At 46.7% G+C, this 22,247-nt stretch carries 21 protein-coding genes; all 21 read right to left on the bottom strand.

Annotation, left to right across the window (positions count from 1 at the left end):
• Positions 1–903, bottom strand: a complete 903-nt coding sequence (xerC, locus tag JJQ88_RS00710; RefSeq protein ID WP_210363809.1) for a tyrosine recombinase XerC — start codon at positions 901–903, stop codon at positions 1–3.
• Positions 904–963: 60 nt separating this feature from the next.
• Entirely contained in the window at positions 964–2,271 is a 1,308-nt protein-coding gene (gene trmFO / locus JJQ88_RS00705; RefSeq protein ID WP_210363808.1) for an FADH(2)-oxidizing methylenetetrahydrofolate--tRNA-(uracil(54)-C(5))-methyltransferase TrmFO, read from the bottom strand.
• A gap of 306 nt (positions 2,272–2,577) precedes the next feature.
• Positions 2,578–4,653, bottom strand: a complete 2,076-nt coding sequence (gene topA, locus JJQ88_RS00700; RefSeq protein ID WP_210363807.1) for a type I DNA topoisomerase — start codon at positions 4,651–4,653, stop codon at positions 2,578–2,580.
• A 234-nt stretch (positions 4,654–4,887) separates the two neighbouring features.
• Complete coding sequence (dprA, locus tag JJQ88_RS00695; RefSeq protein ID WP_210363806.1) at positions 4,888–5,769, bottom strand: DNA-processing protein DprA; 882 nt, start codon at positions 5,767–5,769, stop codon at positions 4,888–4,890.
• A 94-nt stretch (positions 5,770–5,863) separates the two neighbouring features.
• Positions 5,864–6,766, bottom strand: coding sequence for a succinate--CoA ligase subunit alpha (gene sucD, locus JJQ88_RS00690; RefSeq protein WP_210363805.1), 903 nt, complete (start codon positions 6,764–6,766; stop codon positions 5,864–5,866).
• Between the two features lie 23 nt (positions 6,767–6,789).
• Complete coding sequence (sucC, locus tag JJQ88_RS00685) at positions 6,790–7,950, bottom strand: ADP-forming succinate--CoA ligase subunit beta (RefSeq protein WP_210363804.1); 1,161 nt, start codon at positions 7,948–7,950, stop codon at positions 6,790–6,792.
• An 833-nt stretch (positions 7,951–8,783) separates the two neighbouring features.
• Entirely contained in the window at positions 8,784–9,074 is a 291-nt protein-coding gene (locus JJQ88_RS00680; RefSeq protein WP_210363803.1) for an EscU/YscU/HrcU family type III secretion system export apparatus switch protein, read from the bottom strand.
• A complete protein-coding gene (locus tag JJQ88_RS00675) occupies positions 9,071–10,387 on the bottom strand; it encodes a hypothetical protein (protein ID WP_210363802.1) in 1,317 nt (438 codons plus the stop codon). The genes JJQ88_RS00680 and JJQ88_RS00675 overlap by 4 nt, the downstream gene beginning before the upstream one ends.
• A 13-nt stretch (positions 10,388–10,400) precedes the next feature.
• Entirely contained in the window at positions 10,401–11,183 is a 783-nt protein-coding gene (locus tag JJQ88_RS00670) for a ribonuclease HII (protein WP_210363801.1), read from the bottom strand.
• Between the two features lie 76 nt (positions 11,184–11,259).
• Positions 11,260–12,144: a ribosome biogenesis GTPase YlqF gene (gene ylqF / locus JJQ88_RS00665; protein ID WP_210363800.1), complete on the bottom strand. Its 885-nt coding sequence runs from the start codon at positions 12,142–12,144 to the stop codon at positions 11,260–11,262.
• Between the two features lie 51 nt (positions 12,145–12,195).
• Positions 12,196–12,750, bottom strand: coding sequence for a signal peptidase I (gene lepB / locus JJQ88_RS00660; RefSeq protein ID WP_210363799.1), 555 nt, complete (start codon positions 12,748–12,750; stop codon positions 12,196–12,198).
• A 172-nt stretch (positions 12,751–12,922) separates the two neighbouring features.
• Positions 12,923–13,267, bottom strand: coding sequence for a 50S ribosomal protein L19 (gene rplS, locus JJQ88_RS00655; protein ID WP_210363798.1), 345 nt, complete (start codon positions 13,265–13,267; stop codon positions 12,923–12,925).
• Positions 13,268–13,396: 129 nt separating this feature from the next.
• A complete protein-coding gene (trmD, locus tag JJQ88_RS00650; RefSeq protein WP_210363966.1) occupies positions 13,397–14,137 on the bottom strand; it encodes a tRNA (guanosine(37)-N1)-methyltransferase TrmD in 741 nt (246 codons plus the stop codon).
• Complete coding sequence (gene rimM, locus JJQ88_RS00645) at positions 14,137–14,655, bottom strand: ribosome maturation factor RimM (RefSeq protein WP_210363797.1); 519 nt, start codon at positions 14,653–14,655, stop codon at positions 14,137–14,139. Before rimM ends, trmD begins: the two co-directional genes overlap by 1 nt.
• 8 nt (positions 14,656–14,663) lie before the next feature.
• Positions 14,664–15,056, bottom strand: a complete 393-nt coding sequence (locus JJQ88_RS00640; protein WP_210363796.1) for a YlqD family protein — start codon at positions 15,054–15,056, stop codon at positions 14,664–14,666.
• Between the two features lie 161 nt (positions 15,057–15,217).
• Complete coding sequence (locus JJQ88_RS00635; RefSeq protein WP_125479141.1) at positions 15,218–15,448, bottom strand: KH domain-containing protein; 231 nt, start codon at positions 15,446–15,448, stop codon at positions 15,218–15,220.
• Positions 15,449–15,462: 14 nt separating this feature from the next.
• Positions 15,463–15,735, bottom strand: coding sequence for a 30S ribosomal protein S16 (gene rpsP / locus JJQ88_RS00630; protein ID WP_210363795.1), 273 nt, complete (start codon positions 15,733–15,735; stop codon positions 15,463–15,465).
• A gap of 110 nt (positions 15,736–15,845) precedes the next feature.
• Positions 15,846–17,198 carry a signal recognition particle protein gene (gene ffh / locus JJQ88_RS00625; RefSeq protein ID WP_210363794.1) on the bottom strand — a complete coding sequence of 451 codons (1,353 nt, stop codon included), beginning with the start codon at positions 17,196–17,198 and terminating at the stop codon, positions 15,846–15,848.
• Positions 17,199–17,212: 14 nt separating this feature from the next.
• Complete coding sequence (locus JJQ88_RS00620) at positions 17,213–17,542, bottom strand: putative DNA-binding protein (protein ID WP_210363793.1); 330 nt, start codon at positions 17,540–17,542, stop codon at positions 17,213–17,215.
• A 108-nt stretch (positions 17,543–17,650) separates the two neighbouring features.
• Positions 17,651–18,646 carry a signal recognition particle-docking protein FtsY gene (ftsY, locus tag JJQ88_RS00615; RefSeq protein ID WP_210363792.1) on the bottom strand — a complete coding sequence of 332 codons (996 nt, stop codon included), beginning with the start codon at positions 18,644–18,646 and terminating at the stop codon, positions 17,651–17,653.
• Between the two features lie 18 nt (positions 18,647–18,664).
• The gene (gene smc / locus JJQ88_RS00610) at positions 18,665–22,231 is read right to left on the bottom strand and encodes a chromosome segregation protein SMC (RefSeq protein ID WP_210363791.1); all 3,567 of its coding nucleotides are present in this window, start codon (positions 22,229–22,231) and stop codon (positions 18,665–18,667) included.
• Positions 22,232–22,247 lie beyond the last annotated feature (16 nt).

Here is a 22,247-nt window from a genome sequence, read left to right as displayed (position 1 = left end):
TTATGCCCGCGGGTGGTGTGACAGATAAATATTGCGCAGATGCTCTTTCGTGACATGGGTATATACCTGAGTCGATGAAAGGTTTGCATGCCCGAGCAATTCCTGGACAGTTCTCATGTCCGCCCCATTGCTCATCATATGGGTTGCGAACGTATGCCGTAGCTTATGGGGATGGATTTTCCCGGTCAGCGCCGATTTCTCAATCAATCGATTCAGCACATCCCGTATTCCCCGGTCTGTCAGTGGGCCCCCACGGAAGTTGACGAATAAAAAACCATGGTCCTGTTTGCTTTTGAGGAGTTCCCGCCTCCCATTCAATATGTAATCCTCGAGCGCATCATGAGCGAAGCTTCCGAAAGGCACATACCTTTCTTTTTTCCTTTTTCCATGGACCAAAACCGTTGACAATGAAAAATCAATGTCCTTCAATTGGACCTGACAGCATTCGCCTACCCGCATCCCTGTCGCATACAGCAATTCCAGGATCGCTTTATTCCTTTTTCCTAACGGTGTATCGGTTTCACACGCATCAAATAGCCGGGAAAGCTCCTGCTCATAAAAAAAATCAGGAAGGCGTTTCTCCAGCTTTGGGGTCGATACAAGTGAAAAAGGGTTTTCCTCAACCATCTTTTCCCTCAGCAAGTACTTATAAAAGCTTCTTAGGCAGGAGATCTTGCGGGCTACCGATTTTCTGGATAGTTGATGGTCGAATAATTTCGTCAGGTAGATACGAGTGTCTGAATACTCTACATCCCCAACCGATGGAATCCCTTGTTCAGACATGAACATAAAAAATTCCCTAATATCATGTTGATAATGTTCAATTGTATATTGTGAGTAATTTTTTTCAATTTGTAAATATTCAATAAATAACTTTAATGAATTGTTCACATTTGGCTCCATAAAGTCACCTCACAAGGGCTACATAATAGTATCATATTTGTATAGCCCCCGCAATATAAATTACAAATTTTTCACAAATTTCTGAATTGTTTCCAATGCTCTGGAAGCGTGCTTTTCATTGCGTTCCTGCTTTGCTTTGATTCTTTCTGGTAGATCCGGGAACAATCCGAAGTTCGCATTCATCGGCTGGAAGTTCTTTGCGTTTGTCGTTGTGATATAGCGGGCCATGCTTCCCATTGCCGTTTCCTGCGGGAACTCAACTGGCTCATCGCATTTGGCAAGCCGCGCAGCATTGATGCCGGCAATCAAGCCGCTTGCCGCAGATTCCACATACCCTTCCACTCCAGTCATCTGGCCTGCAAAGAATAAATCCTCCCGGTTCCTGAACTGGTATGTTGCCTTCAACACCTTTGGAGAGTTGATGAATGTATTCCGGTGCATGACACCATAGCGGACAATTTCTGCGTTTTCAAGGCCGGGAATCAGCCTAATCACATCTTTTTGCGGCCCCCACTTCAAATGGGTCTGGAAGCCAACGATGTTATAAAGGGTACCTGCTGCATCATCCTGGCGGAGCTGGACGACAGCGTAAGGGCGTTTACCTGTCTTCGGATCCTCAAGGCCAACAGGCTTTAACGGACCAAAGAGCATCGTTTTGCGTCCTCTCTGGGCCATCACTTCGATTGGCATGCAGCCTTCAAAAAAGATTTCTTTCTCGAATTCCTTCAGCGGAACTGCTTCCGCCTCAATCAGCGCTTCATAAAAGCGGTCAAATTCTTCTTCTGTCATCGGACAGTTCAAGTATGCGGCCTCACCTTTGTCATATCTGGACTTCAAATAAACTTTGTCCATGTCTATGCTATCTTTTTCGATGATCGGCGCCGCAGCATCATAAAAATACAAGTATTCCTCACCCGTCAATTCTTTCAGTCGCTGGGAGAGCGCCTCGCTGGTCAGAGGTCCTGTCGCAATGATTGTAGGGCCATCAGGGATCTCCGTGATTTCCTTGTTGATAACCGTCACATTGGGATGGTGCTTGACACGTTCGGTAACGTGAGCTGCAAACTCATGCCTGTCAACTGCGAGCGCTCCCCCGGCAGGTACAGCGCACGCATCGGCTGCTCCAATGATGACAGAATCAAGCATCCTCATTTCTTCCTTTAAAACTCCTACCGCATTCGTCAGTGTATTGGCGCGCAGGGAGTTGCTGCAGACCAATTCCGCGAATTTATCTGTATGATGTGCCGGCGTCTGTTTAACGGGACGCATTTCATATAAATTGACTTTAATGCCTCTTTGGGCCAACTGCCATGCAGCCTCGCTGCCTGCGAGTCCGGCACCGATGACATTAACGGTTGCTTCGGTCATAAAAGTTACCTCCAATTGCTTTTCACTAGCTTTATCTTAAGCTTCTTGCTGACTGTTCACCAATTTTGATAGGCTGGAAACATTAAAATGCCACTCCAGGCATCAAAATACCCATTATAGCATTTACCTGTCCAAAAATCTTCTGTTTTGTTTCCCTATCTTCCTAATCACCTATTACCTGTTTCATTTTGCACTTTCCTATACGAAAATAAAAGCGAAAAGTTTCGTTTTTTCTGATTTTGTGTACAGCATGATTATTTTTTGAATGGATTCCAGAAATCACAAAAGAGTGAGCTTGGGCTCACTCTAGCTTTGTGGTTTTTCTTTATAATCACACTCGGTGCATTGAACCTGCACGCCTTTTTTGAGCTTCTTTTCAACCAGGAAGCTCTCGCACTTCGGACAGCTGCGGGCAAGCGGCTTATCCCATGATAGGAAGTCACATTCCGGGTAACGGTCACAACCATAAAAGATTCGCCGTTTCTTGCTTTTCCGCTCAATGATGTTCCCCTCTTTGCATTTCGGGCATTTTACCCCAATTTCCTTCACGATTGCCTTTGTGTTGCGGCAATCCGGGAAATTGCTGCAGGCCATAAATTTCCCGTATCTCCCCATCTTGAATACCATTGGGCTTCCGCACTGTTCACAGTCTTCCCCGGCAGGTTCATCCTTGATTTCGATTTGCTGCATTTCCTGCTCTGCCACTTTCAAATCCTTTTCAAACTCACGGTAAAAATCATCAATGATTTTTACCCAATCGACTTTTCCGTCTTCTACGCTGTCAAGGTCCTGCTCCATTTTGGCTGTGAATTCGAGATCCAGGATATCCGGGAAGAATTCCATCATCAATTCATGGACAATTTCTCCCAATTCAGTAGGGACAAATCGCTTATTATCAAGAGAGACATAGCCCCGTTTCTGGATGGTATCAAGAGTCGGAGCGTAGGTGGAAGGCCGGCCGATTCCCAGTTCCTCAAGCGTCCTGACAAGCCTTGCCTCCGTATACCTTGGCGGAGGCTGCGTAAAGTGCTGTTTCGGTTCGATGTCCTTCTTGCTGACTTGATCGCCTTCTATCAGATCAGGAAGGAATTTTTCCTTTTCTTCAACCTGATCATCCGTCCCTTCCACATACACCTTCATGAAACCCGGGAACTTGATCTTTGATCCTGTAGCCCGGAAAGTGATATCCCCGTTCTTCAAATCAACGCTCATTGTATCCATGACCGCCGGTGCCATCTGGCTTGCGATAAATCGTTCCCAAATCAGTTTATAAAGTCTATATTGGTCTCTTGAAAGGTACTCCTTCACTTTTTGAGGAACTTTCAAAGCGCTTGTCGGCCTGATCGCTTCATGCGCATCCTGAGCGTTTGTCTGCTTTTTCTCTTTCCGCGCCTCCGTCTGGACATATTGGCTGCCGAATTCCCCGGTGATGTAATCCTTCGCTTCTCGCTGGGCTACTTCTGAAATTCGGGTGGAATCGGTTCTCATATAAGTAATTAAACCAACTGTCCCTTCTTTGCCAAGGTCGATCCCTTCGTAAAGCTGCTGGGCGAGCATCATCGTCTTCTTGGCCCGGAAATTCAATTTCCTTGCCGCTTCCTGCTGCAAGGAAGAAGTGATGAAAGATGGGGCAGGGTTGCGTTTTCGTTCTTTTTTCGTCACGGAAGCAACTGTGAATTGGTTCCCATTAATCCTTTTCAGGATATTATTGACATCTTCTTCAGTTTTCAATTCCATCTTCTTGGAACCAATTCCGTAAAAGGACGCTTCAAAGGAGGACTTGCCTTTCAGGAAATCCGCTTTAATCGTCCAGTACTCTTCCGGTTTGAATTCATTGATTTCTTTTTCCCGGTCAATGATCATCCTCATCGCTACAGACTGGACCCGTCCAGCGCTCAGCCCTTTTTTGACTTTTTTCCATAGGAGCGGGCTGATATTATAGCCCACAAGTCTGTCCAGAACACGCCTTGCCTGCTGTGCATCCACCAAATCCATGTTGATTGGGCGTGGATGCTTGAACGATTCCTTGATGGCATCCTTTGTGATTTCGTTGAAAACAACCCGGCAATCCGACTCAACCTCAACATCAAGGCTTTGGGCAAGGTGCCAGGCAATCGCTTCCCCTTCTCTGTCGGGGTCAGCCGCGAGATAGATTTTCTTTGCTTTTTTCGCGGCGGTTTTCAATTCCTTGAGGACAGGTCCCTTGCCTCTGATTGTAATGTATTTTGGCTGATAATCATGCTCTATATCAACACCCATTTGGCTTTTTGGCAAATCGCGCAAATGGCCCATTGATGCTTTCACTTTATATTTTTTCCCCAGATAGCGTTCAATCGTTTTAGCCTTTGCAGGCGACTCAACGATTACTAAAAAATCTGACATCCAATTATCCTCCTTAGAGGTCCAAAATTATGACTACTATTATCCACATTGTTTACCTGATGTCAAATCAATCCACGAGGTAAACGTTTTCATCCTGGCAGTTTTTTTAAAATACCTGATGCAAAATGTATAACAGAATGAAAATTATTTCAACCTTTTTGATATAAATATTCCTTAAAACTTAAAAAAATTTGATGGAATGGAAATTTTTATGACAATTTCTCCGTCAACTAGTCAGCATTCGCACCTTGTTTTTTCATTATATATATTCAACTCTTCCAAGATTTCCGAAGGGCTTTTTACCAGCTTCGCACCTTGCAGAATCAAGTCATGGCATCCTTCAGAATGCGGTGAAAGGATATCTCCCGGGATGGCGAAAACTTCCCTGCCTTCATTCAATGCATAGTCCGCCGTGATCAGTGAGCCACTCTTCTTCCTTGCTTCCACAACAAGTGTACCCAATGAAAGCCCGCTTATAATCCTGTTTCTCATCGGAAACTGCCATTTTTCCGGCCGTGACCCCGGCGGATATTCAGAAATGACAAGCTGCTTTTCCATCATATAGCTGGCGAGGGCAAGATTTTCCCTTGGATAAATATGATTGAAACCTCCAGCGATGACCGCAGCTGTCTTCCCTCCCTGCTTGATGGCTTCCTTATGCGAATGGGCATCAATTCCCTTTGCGAGTCCACTGATGATCATTAGTCCGTTCTCAATCAGTCCGGGCATCAAATACTCTATTGTGCGCCGTCCATACTGGGTAGCATCACGTGATCCGACGATGGCCAACATTCGATTGCATTTTAACAAGGCAGTATTTCCTTTGGCAAAAAGGATCCAGGGCGGCTGGTATATTGTTTTCAGCCTTTCTGGATAAGCAGGATTGAAAATTGAAATCAGTTGAATGTCAGAGGAAGCATACTCAGCCAAAAGCTTGTCGATTGGAATAGTATGGAGATTGTCGAGTGTGGAACTGGCCTGGGGAAATAATGGGGAATGGTATGGAGCCTTATAAATATGTTCTAGCAAAGGATCGGTTTTAATGATGGAATATATGGTTTTCCAACTTTGTGTACTATGGACAAGATGGATCAGCCTCTTTGTCGCTTCATCCATTTAATAACAGCCTCCCAACCTTTTGGCAGCAAATTTTAAACACGAAGAAACAGCCCCCACCCAGTGGGGGGGCTGGTTTCATGTTACTCTTTCCTTAGTGTGTTTTGCATTTATCGTAGATTCCCTGTTCTTTCAGGACACTGATCAATGTCTCACCCATTACAGCTGGAGTGTCGGCAACCTTGATGCCGCATTCGGTCATGACACGGATCTTTTCATCTGCCGTACCCTTCCCGCCTGAAATGATCGCGCCGGCATGGCCCATCCGCTTTCCAGGAGGTGCAGTCCGGCCGCCAATAAAGCCTACAACTGGTTTTGTCATGTTCGCCTTGACCCACTCAGCCGCTTCTTCCTCTGCGGTTCCGCCAATCTCACCGATCATGATGACAGCATAAGTATCAGGGTCGTCATTGAATGCCTTGAGGACATCGATGAAGTTCGTTCCGTTGACCGGGTCTCCCCCTATTCCCACCGCGGAGCTTTGGCCTACGCCAGCCTGTGAAAGCTGGTGTACAGCTTCATATGTCAATGTACCAGAACGGGAAACAACGCCAACATGCCCTTTCTTATGGATGTAGCCAGGCATGATGCCGATCTTGCATTCTTCAGGAGTAATGACACCAGGGCAGTTAGGACCGACAAGGCGTGTTTTCTTCCCTTCCATATAACGCTTTACCTTCACCATGTCAAGGACAGGGATGTGCTCCGTGATACAAATAACAAGATCCAGTTCAGCATCGACCGCTTCAATGATCGCATCCGCTGCGAATGGCGCAGGAACATAGATGACAGAAGCATTCGCACCTGTTTTATCAACCGCTTCTTTGACAGTATTGAATACTGGAACGCCTTCTACCTCTTGGCCGCCTTTGCCGGGGGTAGTTCCTCCAACAATTTGTGTACCATATTCAAGCATCTGCTTTGTATGGAAAAGGGCTGTTGAACCCGTAATACCTTGGACAATGACTTTTGTATCTTTATTAATAAATACGCTCACGTCAATTTTCTCTCCTTTCGATCCTACTTCACTAATGAAACGATTTTTTCAGCACCGTCTGCCATTGATTCAGCAGCGATGATATTCAAGCCGGATTCATTCAGAATCTGTTTGCCAAGTTCAACATTCGTACCTTCAAGACGGACAACAAGCGGAACCTGGAGGCCAACCTGTTTTGCGGCTTCCACTACACCAGTGGCAATGATGTCACACTTCATGATGCCGCCGAAGATATTTACGAAAATACCCTTAACATTCGGATCTGAAAGGATGATTTTAAACGCTTCCGTTACTTTCTCCGCAGTCGCGCCGCCTCCAACATCAAGGAAGTTGGCAGGATCCCCGCCATAATGTTTGACAATATCCATTGTCGCCATCGCAAGGCCGGCACCGTTAACCATGCAGCCGATATTCCCATCAAGGGAAATGTAGCTCAGATCATACTTGGACGCTTCGATTTCCTTCGGATCTTCTTCATCAAGGTCGCGGTATTCCATGACGTCTTTCTGGCGGTATAACGCGTTTGAATCGAAATTCAGCTTGGCATCAAGCGCCAATACCTGACCATCTCCTGTCACGACAAGCGGATTGATTTCCGCAATCGAGCAATCCTTCTCGATATAGGCAGTGTAAAGGCCCATCATGAACTTGACAGCCTGGTTGACAAGCTCCTTAGGGATATTGATATTGAATGCAATCCTGCGAGCCTGATAAGGCATAAGCCCAAGAACAGGATCGATTTCTTCTTTGAAGATTTTCTCTGGAGTTGCTGCTGCAACTTCCTCGATTTCTGTGCCGCCTTCTTCGGATGCCATCAGGACGACACGAGATGTAGCGCGGTCAAGCACTAAACCGACATAATACTCCTTCTTGATGTCGCAGCCTTCTTCGATCAGCAAACGCTTTACTTCCTTGCCTTCCGGACCTGTCTGGTGTGTAACCAGGGTTTTTCCAAGAATTTCACTTGCATATGTACGTACTTCCTCTAGGTTCTTGGCAACCTTTACACCGCCAGCTTTACCCCTTCCGCCGGCATGGATCTGAGCTTTTACGACACATACTGACGTTCCCAGTTCCTTTGCTGCTTCAACCGCTTCCTCAACCGTGAAAGCAACCTTGCCATTAGGCACCTTTACCCCATATTTTCTGAGGATTTCTTTCCCTTGATACTCATGGACATTCATTTCCCATCCTCCTATCTATTAGAACAGCCTATCTGGTCCATCTATCATACAGGCTCTTCTAAGTAGAAAATATTATTCATCTCAATTATTAATAATAGACTGCGCTTTCATTTTATATAATGAAATATAGCTTGTCTACCTTTATGATTTAAATATTTAGGCTTTTTAAATATTCCAAAAAAACTTTGTAAGCGCTTCCGTCTATTGGCAAAGGCGGTTTCTGCCAACATGGCTGCCCTTTAATCAATGCTCAGTTTCCACTCCTGGCTGCCCGGTTCCCCAGGAGTTTTGAGCAGACTTCCCCGGAGGAAAACCCCGCGATATTTCAGGCCACTGAAAAAATACTTGAAGGAAAGCCTTTGTTCATTGGCCGGTTGATTTTCACATCGGGATGCCTCGCTTTCCGCGGGGCGTGCGGTGTCTCACCTGTCCCGCTAATCCCGCAGGACACTGAATGGGCTTCCGTGAATTCATCCGCGCACGAAGAAAATGCGTCAGCATTTTCAAGGAGTCTCGCACCTTCCGTTCCAATCAACCTAGTTTTATTAAACAGAAACTTACTTTACACAAACAGAATGGCCAATGTAACAATCGATCCATTTAACTCCATATAGGGGCCTCCATGACTTCATCGTGCCAAGGCGAAATGTTTTCCAGTGACCTCCAATATTTATGGGCGTTTTCACGCCATCCTCCAACCTGCAGATATTCAAAAATAAATTCTGGCATTTTACAAGCTGTTTAGAACAAACAAAAAAAGCCGGGGTACCTCATTTTTCCCGACTAGAGTAAGTTTCGAAGAATCATTTTGCCCTGTTTCTCCTCCATGAGCATCATTCATTTGGTTCGCCTGCCAGTTTATCGAGCCGGTAAAGAAAGGCTAGAACTTCGGCGACTGCCTGATAAAGTTCTTCAGGAATCCTTTCATTGAGCTCAAGCTGGCCAAGGACTTCGACAAGTGAAGCATCCTCCTGGACCGGCACATCATTGTCTTTTGCCCTTTCAATGATTTCCCCAGCTACCAGGCCTTTCCCTTTTGCCAGCACCCTTGGCGGGTCGTTTGTTTTTGGATCATAACCTAGGGCAACTGCAGTTTTCCTGACCTTTGACTTTGAATTTGTCATATTTTGATATCCACCCCGGTGTATTCTTTCTTGCCGTACAAATCAGCAAGCATTTTGCCTCCCCCGCCAGCAGGATTCTCTTCGGGCGCCTTCAAGGACAGTGACGACAATAAATAACCAATTTCCGACAGTTTGCTTTTCAGCTCTGGCAACAGTTGCGAGCAATGATCACTTAACGCTGGCTGTTCATTGATTACCCCTATGCTCATGACCCTGTTTTGGATTTGGACATCAATGACTGTTTCCTTAAGATGTCCTAATTTCAGATAAAACAGGATCCTGCAATAGCCAGCGTCGATTTTTCCGTCTGGTGCCTTCTTCCCGCTCCACTGCATCGTGATTTCATTCATTTTCCCCCCAATGATAATAGGGAGTTGCATAACCAGCTGCTGGACGGGCCCTGATTCCTGCGATAGCAGCTGAAACCCGGTGATTTTGTTTACAATTTGTTCTGCTGCATCCTTTACAGCCTGTGGCGGTTGTTCATGCATCAGGCGCAACAGTTGCGGTTTCAAGCCTTCTGTGATGCTGCGCTGCTCTCCCGCCGGCCTGGTGTCTGCTTCAGAGAAAAGCTGCCTTTCATATGACATGCCGAGCGTGGAAAGGAATTTCTTTATTTTTGCGGGCGACAGCGGATTCGAATCAAGATCAACAGGCGGAGGACTGCCAGCTTCCGTGCCCTTTTTCAGAGGAAGCAACTCCTCAAGCAAAGCCTTTGACTTCATGATCGTTTCAGTTGGCGGCAAATCCGTTAAACCGCCGTGTAGCTGGATCATCAGCTGGATAAGGGAAGACTCCTTATTGAATGTATATAATGCCGAAAAAGTTGCCGGAGTCAGCGGCAGCGCCCTAGTCAGGATCATCTTGACCGCTTCCAGTCCCTCACTCTTTGAATTTGCTGATCTCAGCAAATTCGAAGCGACTGGCAATGTTTCCTTGCTGACAGGAAGCTTTTCTTTCACAAAATATCGGATAAGTTCCAGATTCTCTTTAGTAACCGGGACGGAAAGTCCGCGAAGAATTTTGCCTAGGCCTTCACTCTGCCTTGTATCCTCTGCTGCAGCCATGACCTTTAACTGAATCTTGTTCCCATCACCGGGCTGCACCTGCAGCCAGTACCGTTCGTTCGTCGATAGCGGAGCCTCCAATTGGGCAATCAGCTTTTGGGATCCGATCTGCACCTCTGCCATTCGTTCGGGAAAGAGCTTCAGGATTTTCCCATTGATGATCTGTCCAGGGATGAATACAACCGTTTTTATCTGCTGTGTTGCTCCCATTTGGCTTAACATGGATTGCAATGTTACTGTGTCCATCATCCACACCGCCTTACTTTTGTCCACTTCCTAAACATTCCTTGACAGGAGCAAAGCTTTTCCGATGGCAAGGAGTCACGCCATGCTCCTTTATCGCTTCCAAATGGAAAGCTGTGCCATAGCCCATATTCGCCTCGAATCCATAGTGAGGGAACTCCTTGGCAATTGCCTTCATCAGCCGGTCTCTCGTTACCTTCGCAATGATGGAAGCTGCTGCAATTGTTATGCTCCTTGCGTCTCCTTTGATCAAAGCTTCAGAAGGATACGGTGTCACCAGATCAACTGCATCGATAAGCAGGAAATCCGGCTGTGGGTCCAATTGCTCAGCAGCAGATGACATCGCTTTTTTTGTTGCCTGCAAAATGTTGATTTCATCGATTTCAGCCGCGCTTACAATCCCGATACCAATAGCAAGTGCTTCCTTATTGATTATGCGGAAATATTCTTCTCTTTTCGATTCGTTCAGCTTCTTGGAATCATTCAGTCCCGGTAGATAGAAGTCTTCTTGCAAAATGACAGCACCTGCGACTACCGGGCCGGCAAGCGGTCCTCTGCCCGCTTCATCGATTCCGGCAATGTTCTGATACCCTTTGCCTCGCAGCCTTCGTTCAAAAGCTGTCATAGCCACAAATTGTTCATGCTGCCTCCGCCGATGCTCCTCTTTCCTTTCCCATTTTGCCAAGAGACTCTGGACGCCTTTCCTGTTGTCCTTCCTCAATGACTCTACTACCGTTCCTTCAACATTGTCGCTGTTCAAAAGCAATCGTTCTATTTCAGCTATTTTCAAGTTTTCCATCTAGCGCTCCTATTGATCATTTCTCTAAGTAATATCGGCAAGCATGTGAAAAAATAAAGGCCCTGATCCAGGACCTTTATTCTTGTTTTCCTCTTATATCTTCACTCTGCTCCAGATCTGAAGGACGTTCAAACGATAAACGGCCGAGTTTTTCACTGCGGATTTCACGAATCACTAGCTCCGCAACTTTATCATAATCAACATATCCCCCTGGCATCCGGCACCCGCGGAAATCGCCGATCTGATCAAAAAGCTCCACGATATCTTCGGGGAAGCCCTCCAGCCTGTACCGATCCTTCAACTGTTCAGGATAATGCTTTTCCAGGAATTTCAGGGCGTACACAGCCAGATCCTGCAGATTGAGGATTGTATCCTTAATCGCTCCAGTGACAGCAAGCTTCATGCCTACCTCCTGATCCTCAAACTTTGGCCAGAGTATCCCTGGAGTATCAAGCAATTCAAGTTCTTTTCCCACCTTGATCCACTGCTGTGATTTCGTGACCCCAGGCCTATTTCCTGTCTGGGCGATATTCTTCCCCGCCAGCCTGTTGATCAGGGTAGACTTCCCAGAGTTGGGGATCCCAACGATCATCGCCCGGATAGCCCTGGGCTTCACACCTTTCGATTCCAGGCGGTCGAACTTGTCCTTCAGGAGAAGCTTCGCTTCCTGGACGATTTGTTTGAGACCTGTGCCTGCCTGTGAATTAATCGCCAACGCCTTTATGCCTCTGTCGCGATAGTAGCGCAGCCATTCTTCCGTTGCGGCTTTATCGGCCATGTCAGCCTTATTCAAAAGGACTATCCTTGGTTTTTGGTGGATGATTTCATCAATCATTGGATTTCTGGAAGAGTATGGAATCCTTGCATCCACCAGTTCAAAAATCACATCCACTAGCTTTAATTTTTCTGTGACCTCCCTGCGAGCCTTGGCCATATGCCCTGGAAACCATTGGATCGTCAAAGCAGCCACCTCCTAAATCTGATTTGCAGCCGTATGGCGTACACGCCATGTTCAATCCACTGAACGGATATCGGCTATCGGCCAATAGATGATGCTCGTCTTCCCAAGCACCTCTTCAAAAGGAACAGTACCGATATGGCGGCTGTCCTTGCTGAAACGGCGATTGTCACCCATCACGAAAAGATGGCCCTCAGGAACAGTTTCCCGGCCAATTTTTTCTTCCAGCGTGAACGGATCTGTCAGCGGCCCGTCAATCACCTGTTTTTTATATTCTTCCAGATACGGTTCTTCGTATGCTTTGCCATTGACATACAATGTATCATTTTTGTACTCTATTTTATCTCCTGGCAAACCGATGACCCTTTTTATGTAGTCCTTATTTTCAGGAGCATGGAAGACGATGATATCGAATCGTTTTGGCTCTCCTACTTTGTAGCTCAGCTTATTGACAATCATGCGGTCCTGGTCATGAAGCGTTGGCATCATCGAAAGCCCATCCACTACAATCGGCGCAAATAAGAAATAACGGATCACAACCGCAAGCAGCACAGCGATCAGAAGTGCTTTCGTCCATTCCCACAATTCACTCTTCTTCTTTTCGGCCATTCTTTCCCCACCATTCCAAAATATGTTGTTTGAGTACATAACTTTATTTTACATAAGCAAGGCAAGATAAACACGATCGGTGATGATTTTTTTAAATAAATTTAATAATTGTTTTCTCTGATAATGATGAAAAAGGAGCTTGTCAAGGCAAGCTCCTTTTTGGCATTCAATGCTATCTGATTTCCTTGATACGAGCTTTCTTACCGCGAAGGTTACGCAAGTAGTAAAGTTTCGCACGGCGGACTTTACCGCGGCGGATCACTTCAAGCTTCGCAATTTTCGGTGTGTGTACAGGGAAAGTACGCTCTACGCCTACTCCATAAGAAATTTTACGTACAGTAAAAGTTTCGCTGATTCCACCACCACGACGCTTAATCACAACACCTTCGAACAACTGGATACGTTCGCGTGTTCCTTCAACTACCTTAACGTGGACACGTACAGTGTCACCAGGACGGAAAGAAGGAAGATCTGTGCGAAGTTGTTCTTTTGTGATTTCTTCGATTAGTTTTTGCATCGTTTTCATCTCCTCCCACAAATGCTCTTGCACAACTTGACTGCAGCGGAACATTGTTATAAGGCCAAGGGGCATTGCCGCTCCAGGCCACAAAAAGTATCTTACCATAAACGAAGCGTATCTGCAATATCATTCATCCATTTTTGCCAGTTCAGCGAGCCATTTTTTTTGATCTTCTGTCAGCTCTGCATCATCAAGCAAGTCAGGACGGCGGTTGAGAGTCCGTTTCAGACTTTCCTTCATCCTCCACTCCTCTATGTGGCGGTGGTTTCCGGACAAAAGTACTTCCGGCACCTTCATTCCGCGGAAATCCGCGGGCCTTGTATAGTGAGGGTGCTCAAGGAGACCGGTGCTGAAGGAGTCCTGGAGGTGGGATTCTTCGCTTCCAAGGACGCCAGGCAGGAGCCTCACGACACTATCGATGACGACCATCGCGCCTAGTTCTCCTCCGGTAAGGACATAATCCCCGATTGAAATTTCATCTGTAACAAGATGCTCCCGGATCCGTTCGTCATAGCCTTCATAATGGCCGCAAATGAATATCAGGTGATCTTCCTTCGCCAACTCCTCCGCTTTTTTCTGCGTATACCTCTCTCCCTGCGGACACAGGAGGATCACACGTGGTGCAGTCTTTTTTGCCTGCTCCACCAGCGAAGAGACAGCATCAAAAATCGGCTGCGGCTTTAAGACCATGCCGGCACCGCCGCCATAAGGATAATCATCGACTGTTTTATGTTTATTATCGGCGAATCCCCTGAAATTGACAACGTTATACTGGACGGCTCCTTTTTCAGCAGCTTTCTTCAGGATTGAATGGCCGAATATTCCTTCGAACATCTCTGGAAAAATGGATAGCACATCAATATTCATCATGGCAGGAGCCCTTCCAACGGCTCGATTATGATGACCTTTTGATTGACATCGACTTTCTTCACGATGTCTTCGATATATGGAATCAGGTGTTCTTTCCCATCGCGTCCTTTGACGACCCAGACATCATTGGCGCCGGGAGTTAGGATTTCAACAACTTTGCCAATTTCCTCCCCGTCAATTGATAGCATTACGCAGCCAATGATATCCTGGAAATAATACTCTCCCTCCTCCAATTCTCCCCGCTGGCTTTCCGGGACTTTCAGGATGCCTCCCTTCATCTTTTCAACCTGATTCACATTGTCATAGCCTTCAAATGTCAGCAAATCGAAATTCTTATGGACTCTGTGGCTGCCCACAATCAGCTCGGATGGATCCTTCGAACCGGGCATGAAAAGATACAGGGTATTTCCTGTCTTGTATCGTTCTTCTGGAAAGTCTGTCCGGGAGATGACTCTTACCTCTCCCCTGATACCGTGTGTGTTGACAATTTTGCCGACGTTAAACATCTTTTCCATTGTAAAAATCACCTCTCGCGTATTTCAGCAACGATCCCATCTTTCACAATGATGGTTTTCCCTGTAAGGAACCCGTCCCATTCATCACCTTCGTTGATCTCGACGAGTCCCTGCAATTCCGTCTCCTTGATTTCACTTCCGAGCGGAAGGATATGTAATTGTTCTATCTGAAAATCCATCAGCTTGATTTTTTCCTTATGGACTTTGATTTCCTGTTCAAAATGTCTTTTCAAGGTTTCGGGAGGGAATTTCTTCGTCTTTTCCAGTTTTCTCAATTCGAACCTTAGCTGGTCGCATTCTTTTTGGAGCTGAAGCTTTCTGGAGTGGTATTTTTGTAGGATCCTCTCCTTGCTTTTCTCCGTCAGTACTTGTTTTACCACTATCGTTTGCAGTACTTTCAAGGCATTTCCCCCCTCAAAGACTCATACGGATATTTAGCTTGGCAATTGATATCATTATTATACAGCATGCTTCCCAAAATAGAAAAAAGGAGGGGCATCCCCTCCCTTTCAATCCGCCAGGCAGCTGGTGCTCCTGCGTGAGCTTGCTGCTTTCATGGCGTTTATTCGACTATCTCCAGGAATATCTTCTTTTGTTGTGATGATCCTGCTGCATAGACTACGGTTCTTATCGCCTTTGCAACGCGCCCCTGCTTTCCGATTACTTTGCCCATATCACTTTTGTTGACGGAAAGCTTATAGGTTACGCGCTGATCCTCTTCGTGCACATTCACATGAACATCTTCCGGAAAATCAACAAGGGGCTTGACGATCGTCTCAATTAATTCCTTCATGGGCGCAACCACGATTACTTGCTGTTCTTGGAGTTGTGGAATTTTTCCATGATACCTTGCTTAGAGAACAAGTTGCGCACTGTATCAGATGGTTTTGCTCCGTCCTTAAGCCACTTAAGAACCAACTCTTCGTTGATTTCAACCTGTGCAGGCTGGGCAACTGGGTTGTAAGTTCCTATAGTCTCGATGAAACGGCCGTCACGTGGTGAACGTGAATCAGCTACTACAATACGATAGAAAGGAGATTTTTTAGCTCCCATACGTTTTAAACGAATTTTTACTGCCATTTTAAATAAGCACCTCCGAATAGTTTCACACAAGATAGAATAATATCAAATTCAAAACGTCTTGTAAAGGGTTTTTTCTTTACACTCTTCCGCTTTCCTCAAATGACAAGTCAAAAAGGATTGAAAGGCAATTTGAAACCACCTTTTTTCTTCCCTTTTTGCTGCATGCCTGTCATCTGCTTCATCATCTTTTTCATGTCTTCGAATTGCTTGAGCAGGCGGTTCACTTCCTGGATGGATGTTCCGCTTCCTCTTGCGATCCTCTTCCGCCTGTTGGCATTGATGATTTCAGGATGCGCTTTTTCCTCGGTCGTCATCGATTGGATGATTGCCTCAACATGCGAGATTTGTTTCTCGTCAATCTGGAGATTGTTCATGCCTTTGATCTTGTTAGCGCCAGGCATCATCTTCAGGATTTCATCCAGCGGCCCCATCTTCTTGACCTGTCCAAGCTGGTCGAGGAAGTCATCAAGGGTGAAAGAGGCCGTGCGCATTTTTTTCTCAAGCTCTTTCGCTTTCTCTTCATCGACATTTGCCTGTGCCTTCTCGATCAGGGTAAGCACATCACCCATCCCGAGAATCCGGGAAGCCATGCGTTCCGGATGGAAGGGTTCAATTGCGTCGAGCTTTTCGCCCAAACCGACGAATTTGATCGGCGTATTTGTCACTGCCCTGATGGATAGCGCGGCACCGCCTCTCGTATCCCCATCAAGCTTGGTCAGGACAACTCCGGTCAGCCCCAGCTGCTCATTGAAACTCTGGGCGACGTTCACAGCATCCTGTCCAGTCATCGCGTCCACCACAAGGAAAATTTCATCCGGTTTTGAAAGCTCTTTGATTTCCTTGAGCTCATCCATCAGGTTTTCATCGACATGCAGGCGTCCTGCAGTATCAATCAGGACATAGTCAAGATGGTCTTCCTTCGCTTTCTCGATAGCCTGTCTGGCGATTTCGACTGGGCTGACCTGATCGCCAAGCGAGAACACCGGCATGCTTAACTGCCTGCCCAGTGTTTCCAGCTGCTTGATCGCCGCTGGACGGTATATATCTGCAGCGACAAGCAGCGGCTTACGGTTAAATTTTTTTCGCAGCAGATTGGCAAGTTTCCCAGTTGTCGTTGTTTTACCGGCTCCCTGCAGCCCCACCATCATGATGACGGTAGGCGGACGGTTCGAAGCTGCAATTTTGCTTTGCTCCCCACCCATCAGCTCTGTCAGTTCTTCCTTAACAACCTTTATAACCTGCTGGCCGGGGGTCAGGCTCTTGACCACTTCCTGCCCGATCGCCCGCTCCGTGACCCTTTTGACAAAGTCTTTGACGACTTTGAAGTTAACATCTGCCTCCAATAGCGCCAAACGGACTTCCCGCATCATTTCTTTGACATCCGCTTCAGTTACCTTTCCTTTGCCGCGGATTTTTTGCATTGTATTTTGCAGTCGGTCGGCCAATCCTTCAAATGCCATTCCATGCCGCCTCCCTAGTCTAATTTCTCAAGCTCGGCTATCAATTCCAATAGAGCCGGATTGTCATTCCCTTCACCCAGCAATTGCTTCATCTTCGATACTAGCTCGCTGCGCTTCTGGAATTTCTCGAATAATAACAGCTTTTCTTCATATTCCTCAAGCATCGCTTCAGTGCGTTTGATGTTGTCATACACAGCCTGCCGGCTGACATCATACTCTTCGGCGATTTCCCCGAGCGAATAATCATCGAGGTAGTAAAGGGCCATATAGCTGCTTTGCTTAGGAGTTAACAATGCCTGATAAAAATCGTACAAATAGTTCATGCGGTTCGTTTTTTCAAGCATTCCGATTCCTCCATGTTAAGTGAAATACCTTTACATAATGACAGTTTACACACGTTAACCCTTCCTGTCAAGCTGCTGCCTTTACAGCAATCCCTTGGTAAATCAAGGTTATTCGGCTATTTCTTCCTTCTCGACAGCATCAGCAAATAGACCGTAAACATATTTTTCAGGATCGAACTCCTGCAGATCATCCATTTTTTCCCCAAGGCCAACGAATTTGACCGGAATATCCAATTCCTTGCGGATCGCGATGACAATCCCCCCCTTTGCGGTGCCATCAAGTTTTGTCAAGACGATTCCACTCACGTCTGTGGCTTCCTTGAAAGTTTTCGCCTGGACCAACGCATTTTGGCCAGTTGTCGCATCAAGTACTAGCAGGACTTCATGCGGGGCACCGGGAATCTCACGCTCGATGACTCGCTTGACCTTCTCGAGCTCCTTCATCAAATTGACCTTGTTCTGGAGCCGCCCAGCTGTGTCGCAAATCAGGATATCGACACTGCGGGATTTTGCAGCCCGGACGGCATCATACATGACGGCTGCAGGATCGGATCCTTCAGCCTGTTTAATGACATCGACGCCAACCCTCTCGCCCCATACTTCGAGTTGTTCGATCGCTCCCGCCCTGAAGGTATCCCCAGCTGCTAGCAGGACCTTTTTCCCTTCGCTTTTGAACTTGTGGGCAAGCTTGCCGATTGTCGTCGTTTTACCGACCCCATTGACTCCGACAAACAGGATGACTGTCAGGTCGTCTTCCTGGATATCGAGCGTGGAGGAACGATCGTTCCCTCCCTGATAAATATCAACGAGTTTTTCGGAGATGACATCCTGCACTTCTTTTGGGTCCTGGATATTGCGGCGTTTCACTTCTTTCTTTAGCTCCTCAACGAGTTCCATGACGGTCTCAAAACCGACATCTGCCTGGATAAGAATTTCTTCCAGCTCCTCAAAGAATTCCTCATCGACTTTCCGGTAGCGGGATACGAGATCGTTCACCTTATTCGAGAAGTTATCCCTTGTCCTTGTCAGTCCTACTTTGAATTTATCGCTGACACTCTCAGTCTGGTTTGTAAATTTTTCTTTCAGCTTCTTAAAAAAACTCACGGTTCCATCCCCTCTCCTTTACGATTTTACAAGCTCCTTAGATTCCTCTAGCCGAACCGAAACAAGCTTGGATACACCTGATTCCTGCATTGTCACTCCATAGAGGACATCCGCCCCCTCCATCGTTCCCTGGCGGTGGGTGATGACAATGAACTGCGTTTCGGCACTGAATTTTTTCAAATACTGGCTGAAACGGTGGACATTCGCTTCATCAAGCGCTGCTTCGACTTCATCAAGAATGCAGAATGGCACTGGCCGGACCTTCAGGATAGAGAACAGCAGCGCGATGGCTGTCAGCGCACGCTCCCCTCCCGAAAGGAGCCCAAGGTTCTGCAGCTTCTTTCCTGGAGGCTGGGCAACGATTTCAACTCCTGTGTTCAGGAGATCCTCCGGCTGAGTAAGCTTTAAATCAGCTCTCCCGCCGCCAAACAAAGCCTGGAACACGGATTCAAAGTGGGAACGAATCGCAGTGAAGGTCTGTTCGAACCGTTTCTTCATTTCACCATCCATTTCCTCGATTACAAGGAACAATGTATCCTTTGCTTCCTGAAGGTCAGTTTTTTGTTCCAGTAAAAATTCATAGCGCTCCGAAACTCTTTCATATTCTTCTATTGCTCCAAGGTTGACAGTGCCGAGCTCCTCGATTGCCAGTTTGATCAGCTTCACTTTCCTCCTCGCCTCTTCGGGAGGGATTGTCAATGGATATTGCTCTTTAGCGGCTTCATATGAAAGGAGATACTCTTCCCGCAGATGGGCAAGCCTGTTGTCAAGTTCAACATCAAGCCTATTGAGCTTTACTTCCTCGTCCTTAAGGACCTCGCTGACTCCTTTGAGGAGCCTCCTTGCCTCTTTCGCTTCAAGTTCGAGATCTTCAAGCCTTGTCTGGCGTTCGAGACGCTCTGCCCTCCTTTCACCAATCAATTTGATTGTTTCATTCTTGTCTTTGAGCTTCTGCTTCGCAGCCTCTTCCAACTGGACTTCTCCTGAAGAACTGTCAGTCATCTCGGAAGAGAGCAACGCCAGGTCCTCCTTGAAAACCTTCAGTTTCTTCGATTGCTCCCTTGTTTGCAGGATGACAGAATCCAGCTTTTCATTCGCGTGGGTAAGCTGCTCCTTCTTCGCAGCAAGGCTGATTTTCAATTCGCTGATTCCAGCAGCGAGGCTTTCCCTTGAAGTCGAGTTCGAATTCTTCAACTCTGTAAGCCTGGCGATTTCGGAATCGAATCCACTCAGCTGATCGTGGTATTTGTCCAGGAGCTTCGAAAGTTCGGCCAGCCTTGCTTCAAGTCTGGCTTTATCCGTGACAATCTGGACTTTTTCAGAATCGTACACGGATAATCGTTCGTTAATATTTTTCTGTTCAAGTTCCACTTCACGCAGATCGCCTTTTAGAGCTTGTTCCTTAAGGCGCAGGTTTTCGCCTTTTTTCCGCAGTTCCTCCTGCTTTGTCTCTCCAGCCTGAATCGCAGCTTTAAGCGATTTGACTTTTTTCTCAAGCAAGCCAGTCTTTTCTTCCATGTCTGCCAGCTTGCTGGTCAAGTCCTCGAGCTCTCCTTTTCGGCTAAGCAGGGAGGAAGACTTTTGTTTGACAGCACCTCCAGTCATCGATCCACCAGGGTTGACAACATCTCCTTCAAGGGTGACAATCCTGCTTCGATACTGAAGTAGCCTTGCTATCTCATTCGCGCCTTTCAAATCGGCAGCGACAACAACATTGCCAAGTAGGTTCCTGATGACTTCTGCAAATCGCTTGTCATACTGGATCAAGTCTGCTGCAGTGCCGACATAGGATGCGTGGCTAGAAAGCGATGCCAGCTGCGACGCTCCAAGCGACTTGCCTTTGATGATGCTCATCGGCAGGAAAGTAGCCCGTCCGAATGACTTTTGCTTCAAGTATTGGATTGCCGTCCTGGCGTTTTCTTCATTCTGGACAACAATGTGCTGCATTGCGCCGCCAAGAGCTGTTTCGATTGCAATCTCATATTGCTTCGGAACCTGGACCAACTCTGCAATCGCACCCTCGATGCCTTTAAGTTTATCCTTCCTTGCCTTCAGTACCTCTTTAACCCCCTGGAAGAAGCCTGAGTAATCTTCTTCCATTTCCTCCAGCATTTCCTTTTTCGATTTTGCCTGCTGGAGGTACTGATAGGCCTGGTATAGCATTTTCTCCTGCTTCTGATAAGAGTTTTTCAGGGATTCCAACTCTTTTTGCCCATCAAAATACAACTTGACCTGCCGTTCAAGCTCCTGCTGCACAGAGGCAATCTGCTGTTCAATCCCTGCTTTTTTTTCTTCTATATCAGCCCGGATGGAAACGAAACGGTCATTCTCGCTGTCAAGCCTTGATCCCTTTGCTTCCTGCTGTTCAAGCTGTTGTTCAATGTAGACTCTTTCATTCCTCGCGCTGGCCTGTTCATTCAATACCTCGATGTAATCACTCTTGATTGAATCGATCTTCTGTTCGACATCCTCACTGTAGAGTGTAAGCTTCTCTTGCTTTTCCTTGAGCTCCTTTTGCAATTCGGCCGCTGCTTTTGAAAGCTCGGCGACATTACGCTCATATTCCACCTTCTGGCTCTCAAGGCGGGAAATCGACTCCGATAGTTCTTTGATGTTGCTTTCGAGTTGTCCCTTGTTCTGCGAGGCATTTTTCTTCCGTTCTTTAAGGACTTCCTTTCTTCCCTCCAGCTTTTCCAACTCCTCGCTTGCGTGGAGAAGGACATTCTGCAAATCGCTGACCGATTCGTCAAGCGCAGTCAGCTCGTCCCGCATTTTTTCGATTTCAGCTTCCTTTTTTTGCAAAACAGCTGATTGCCGGAGTTCATTTTCTTTGTGCTCCTCCAGCTGCTTTGAAAGCTGCTCCCAGCGGGTATGCAGATCTTCGATTTCATAGGCTGTCAAAGCCACTTCGATTTTCTCGAGCTCTTCCTTCTGCTGAAGATAGTCCTTAGCGATCGAGGCCTGGATTTTCAATGGCTCGACCTGCCCTTCCAGTTCATGGAGGATATCAGTGACCCGGTTCAGGTTCTCTTGAGTTTCGAAGAGTTTGTGTTCAGCTTTCTTTTTTCGGGATTTATATTTTAGAACCCCTGCCGCCTCTTCAAAGATTGTCCTGCGGTCTTCGGGCTTGCTGTTCAGTATTTCTTCGACCCTTCCCTGGCTTATTATGGAAAAGGCCTCCCTGCCAAGGCCGGAATCCATGAATAAATCGACGATGTCCTTTAGCCTGCAGGTTTGTTTATTGATCAAATACTCGCTGTCGCCGGACCGGTACACCCGTCTCGTCACACTTACTTCACTGTAATCGAGAGGCAAGGATTGGTCATCGTTGTCCAAGGTCAAAGTCACTTCCGCAAAGTTCAGCGGCTTTCTAGAGTCACTCCCGGCAAAAATGATATCCTCCATTTTTGCGCCGCGGAGCGATTTGGCCGACTGCTCACCCAGCACCCAGCGGATGGAATCGGTAATATTGCTCTTGCCGCTTCCGTTCGGTCCGACCACTGCAGTCACACCTGGAACGAATTCTACAGAAATCCTATCGGCAAAGGATTTAAAACCGACCACATCTAATCTTTTTAAAAACAAAATGGCTCTCCCTTTC

Source organism: Bacillus sp. REN3 (genome assembly GCF_017912555.1).
Lineage (GTDB): Bacteria > Bacillota > Bacilli > Bacillales > Cytobacillaceae > Mesobacillus.
The sequence above is the reverse complement of the archived record's forward strand: the minus strand, read 5'-3'. Positions and strand labels throughout refer to the sequence as shown.

What these genes read in the sequence shown, in the direction of transcription:
- xerC (WP_210363809.1), bottom strand. Translation starts at nt 903, where the DNA reads ATGGAGCCAAATGTGAACAATTCATTAAAGTTATTTATTGAATATTTA.
- trmFO (WP_210363808.1), bottom strand. Translation starts at nt 2,271, where the DNA reads ATGACCGAAGCAACCGTTAATGTCATCGGTGCCGGACTCGCAGGCAGC.
- topA (WP_210363807.1), bottom strand. Translation starts at nt 4,653, where the DNA reads ATGTCAGATTTTTTAGTAATCGTTGAGTCGCCTGCAAAGGCTAAAACG.
- dprA (WP_210363806.1), bottom strand. Translation starts at nt 5,769, where the DNA reads ATGGATGAAGCGACAAAGAGGCTGATCCATCTTGTCCATAGTACACAA.
- sucC (WP_210363804.1), bottom strand. Translation starts at nt 7,950, where the DNA reads ATGAATGTCCATGAGTATCAAGGGAAAGAAATCCTCAGAAAATATGGG.
- JJQ88_RS00680 (WP_210363803.1), bottom strand. Translation starts at nt 9,074, where the DNA reads ATGACAAATTCAAAGTCAAAGGTCAGGAAAACTGCAGTTGCCCTAGGT.
- JJQ88_RS00675 (WP_210363802.1), bottom strand. Translation starts at nt 10,387, where the DNA reads ATGGACACAGTAACATTGCAATCCATGTTAAGCCAAATGGGAGCAACA.
- JJQ88_RS00670 (WP_210363801.1), bottom strand. Translation starts at nt 11,183, where the DNA reads ATGGAAAACTTGAAAATAGCTGAAATAGAACGATTGCTTTTGAACAGC.
- lepB (WP_210363799.1), bottom strand. Translation starts at nt 12,750, where the DNA reads ATGGCCGAAAAGAAGAAGAGTGAATTGTGGGAATGGACGAAAGCACTT.
- rplS (WP_210363798.1), bottom strand. Translation starts at nt 13,267, where the DNA reads ATGCAAAAACTAATCGAAGAAATCACAAAAGAACAACTTCGCACAGAT.
- trmD (WP_210363966.1), bottom strand. Translation starts at nt 14,137, where the DNA reads ATGAATATTGATGTGCTATCCATTTTTCCAGAGATGTTCGAAGGAATA.
- rimM (WP_210363797.1), bottom strand. Translation starts at nt 14,655, where the DNA reads ATGGAAAAGATGTTTAACGTCGGCAAAATTGTCAACACACACGGTATC.
- JJQ88_RS00635 (WP_125479141.1), bottom strand. Translation starts at nt 15,448, where the DNA reads ATGAAGGAATTAATTGAGACGATCGTCAAGCCCCTTGTTGATTTTCCG.
- rpsP (WP_210363795.1), bottom strand. Translation starts at nt 15,735, where the DNA reads ATGGCAGTAAAAATTCGTTTAAAACGTATGGGAGCTAAAAAATCTCCT.
- ffh (WP_210363794.1), bottom strand. Translation starts at nt 17,198, where the DNA reads ATGGCATTTGAAGGATTGGCCGACCGACTGCAAAATACAATGCAAAAA.
- JJQ88_RS00620 (WP_210363793.1), bottom strand. Translation starts at nt 17,542, where the DNA reads ATGCTTGAAAAAACGAACCGCATGAACTATTTGTACGATTTTTATCAG.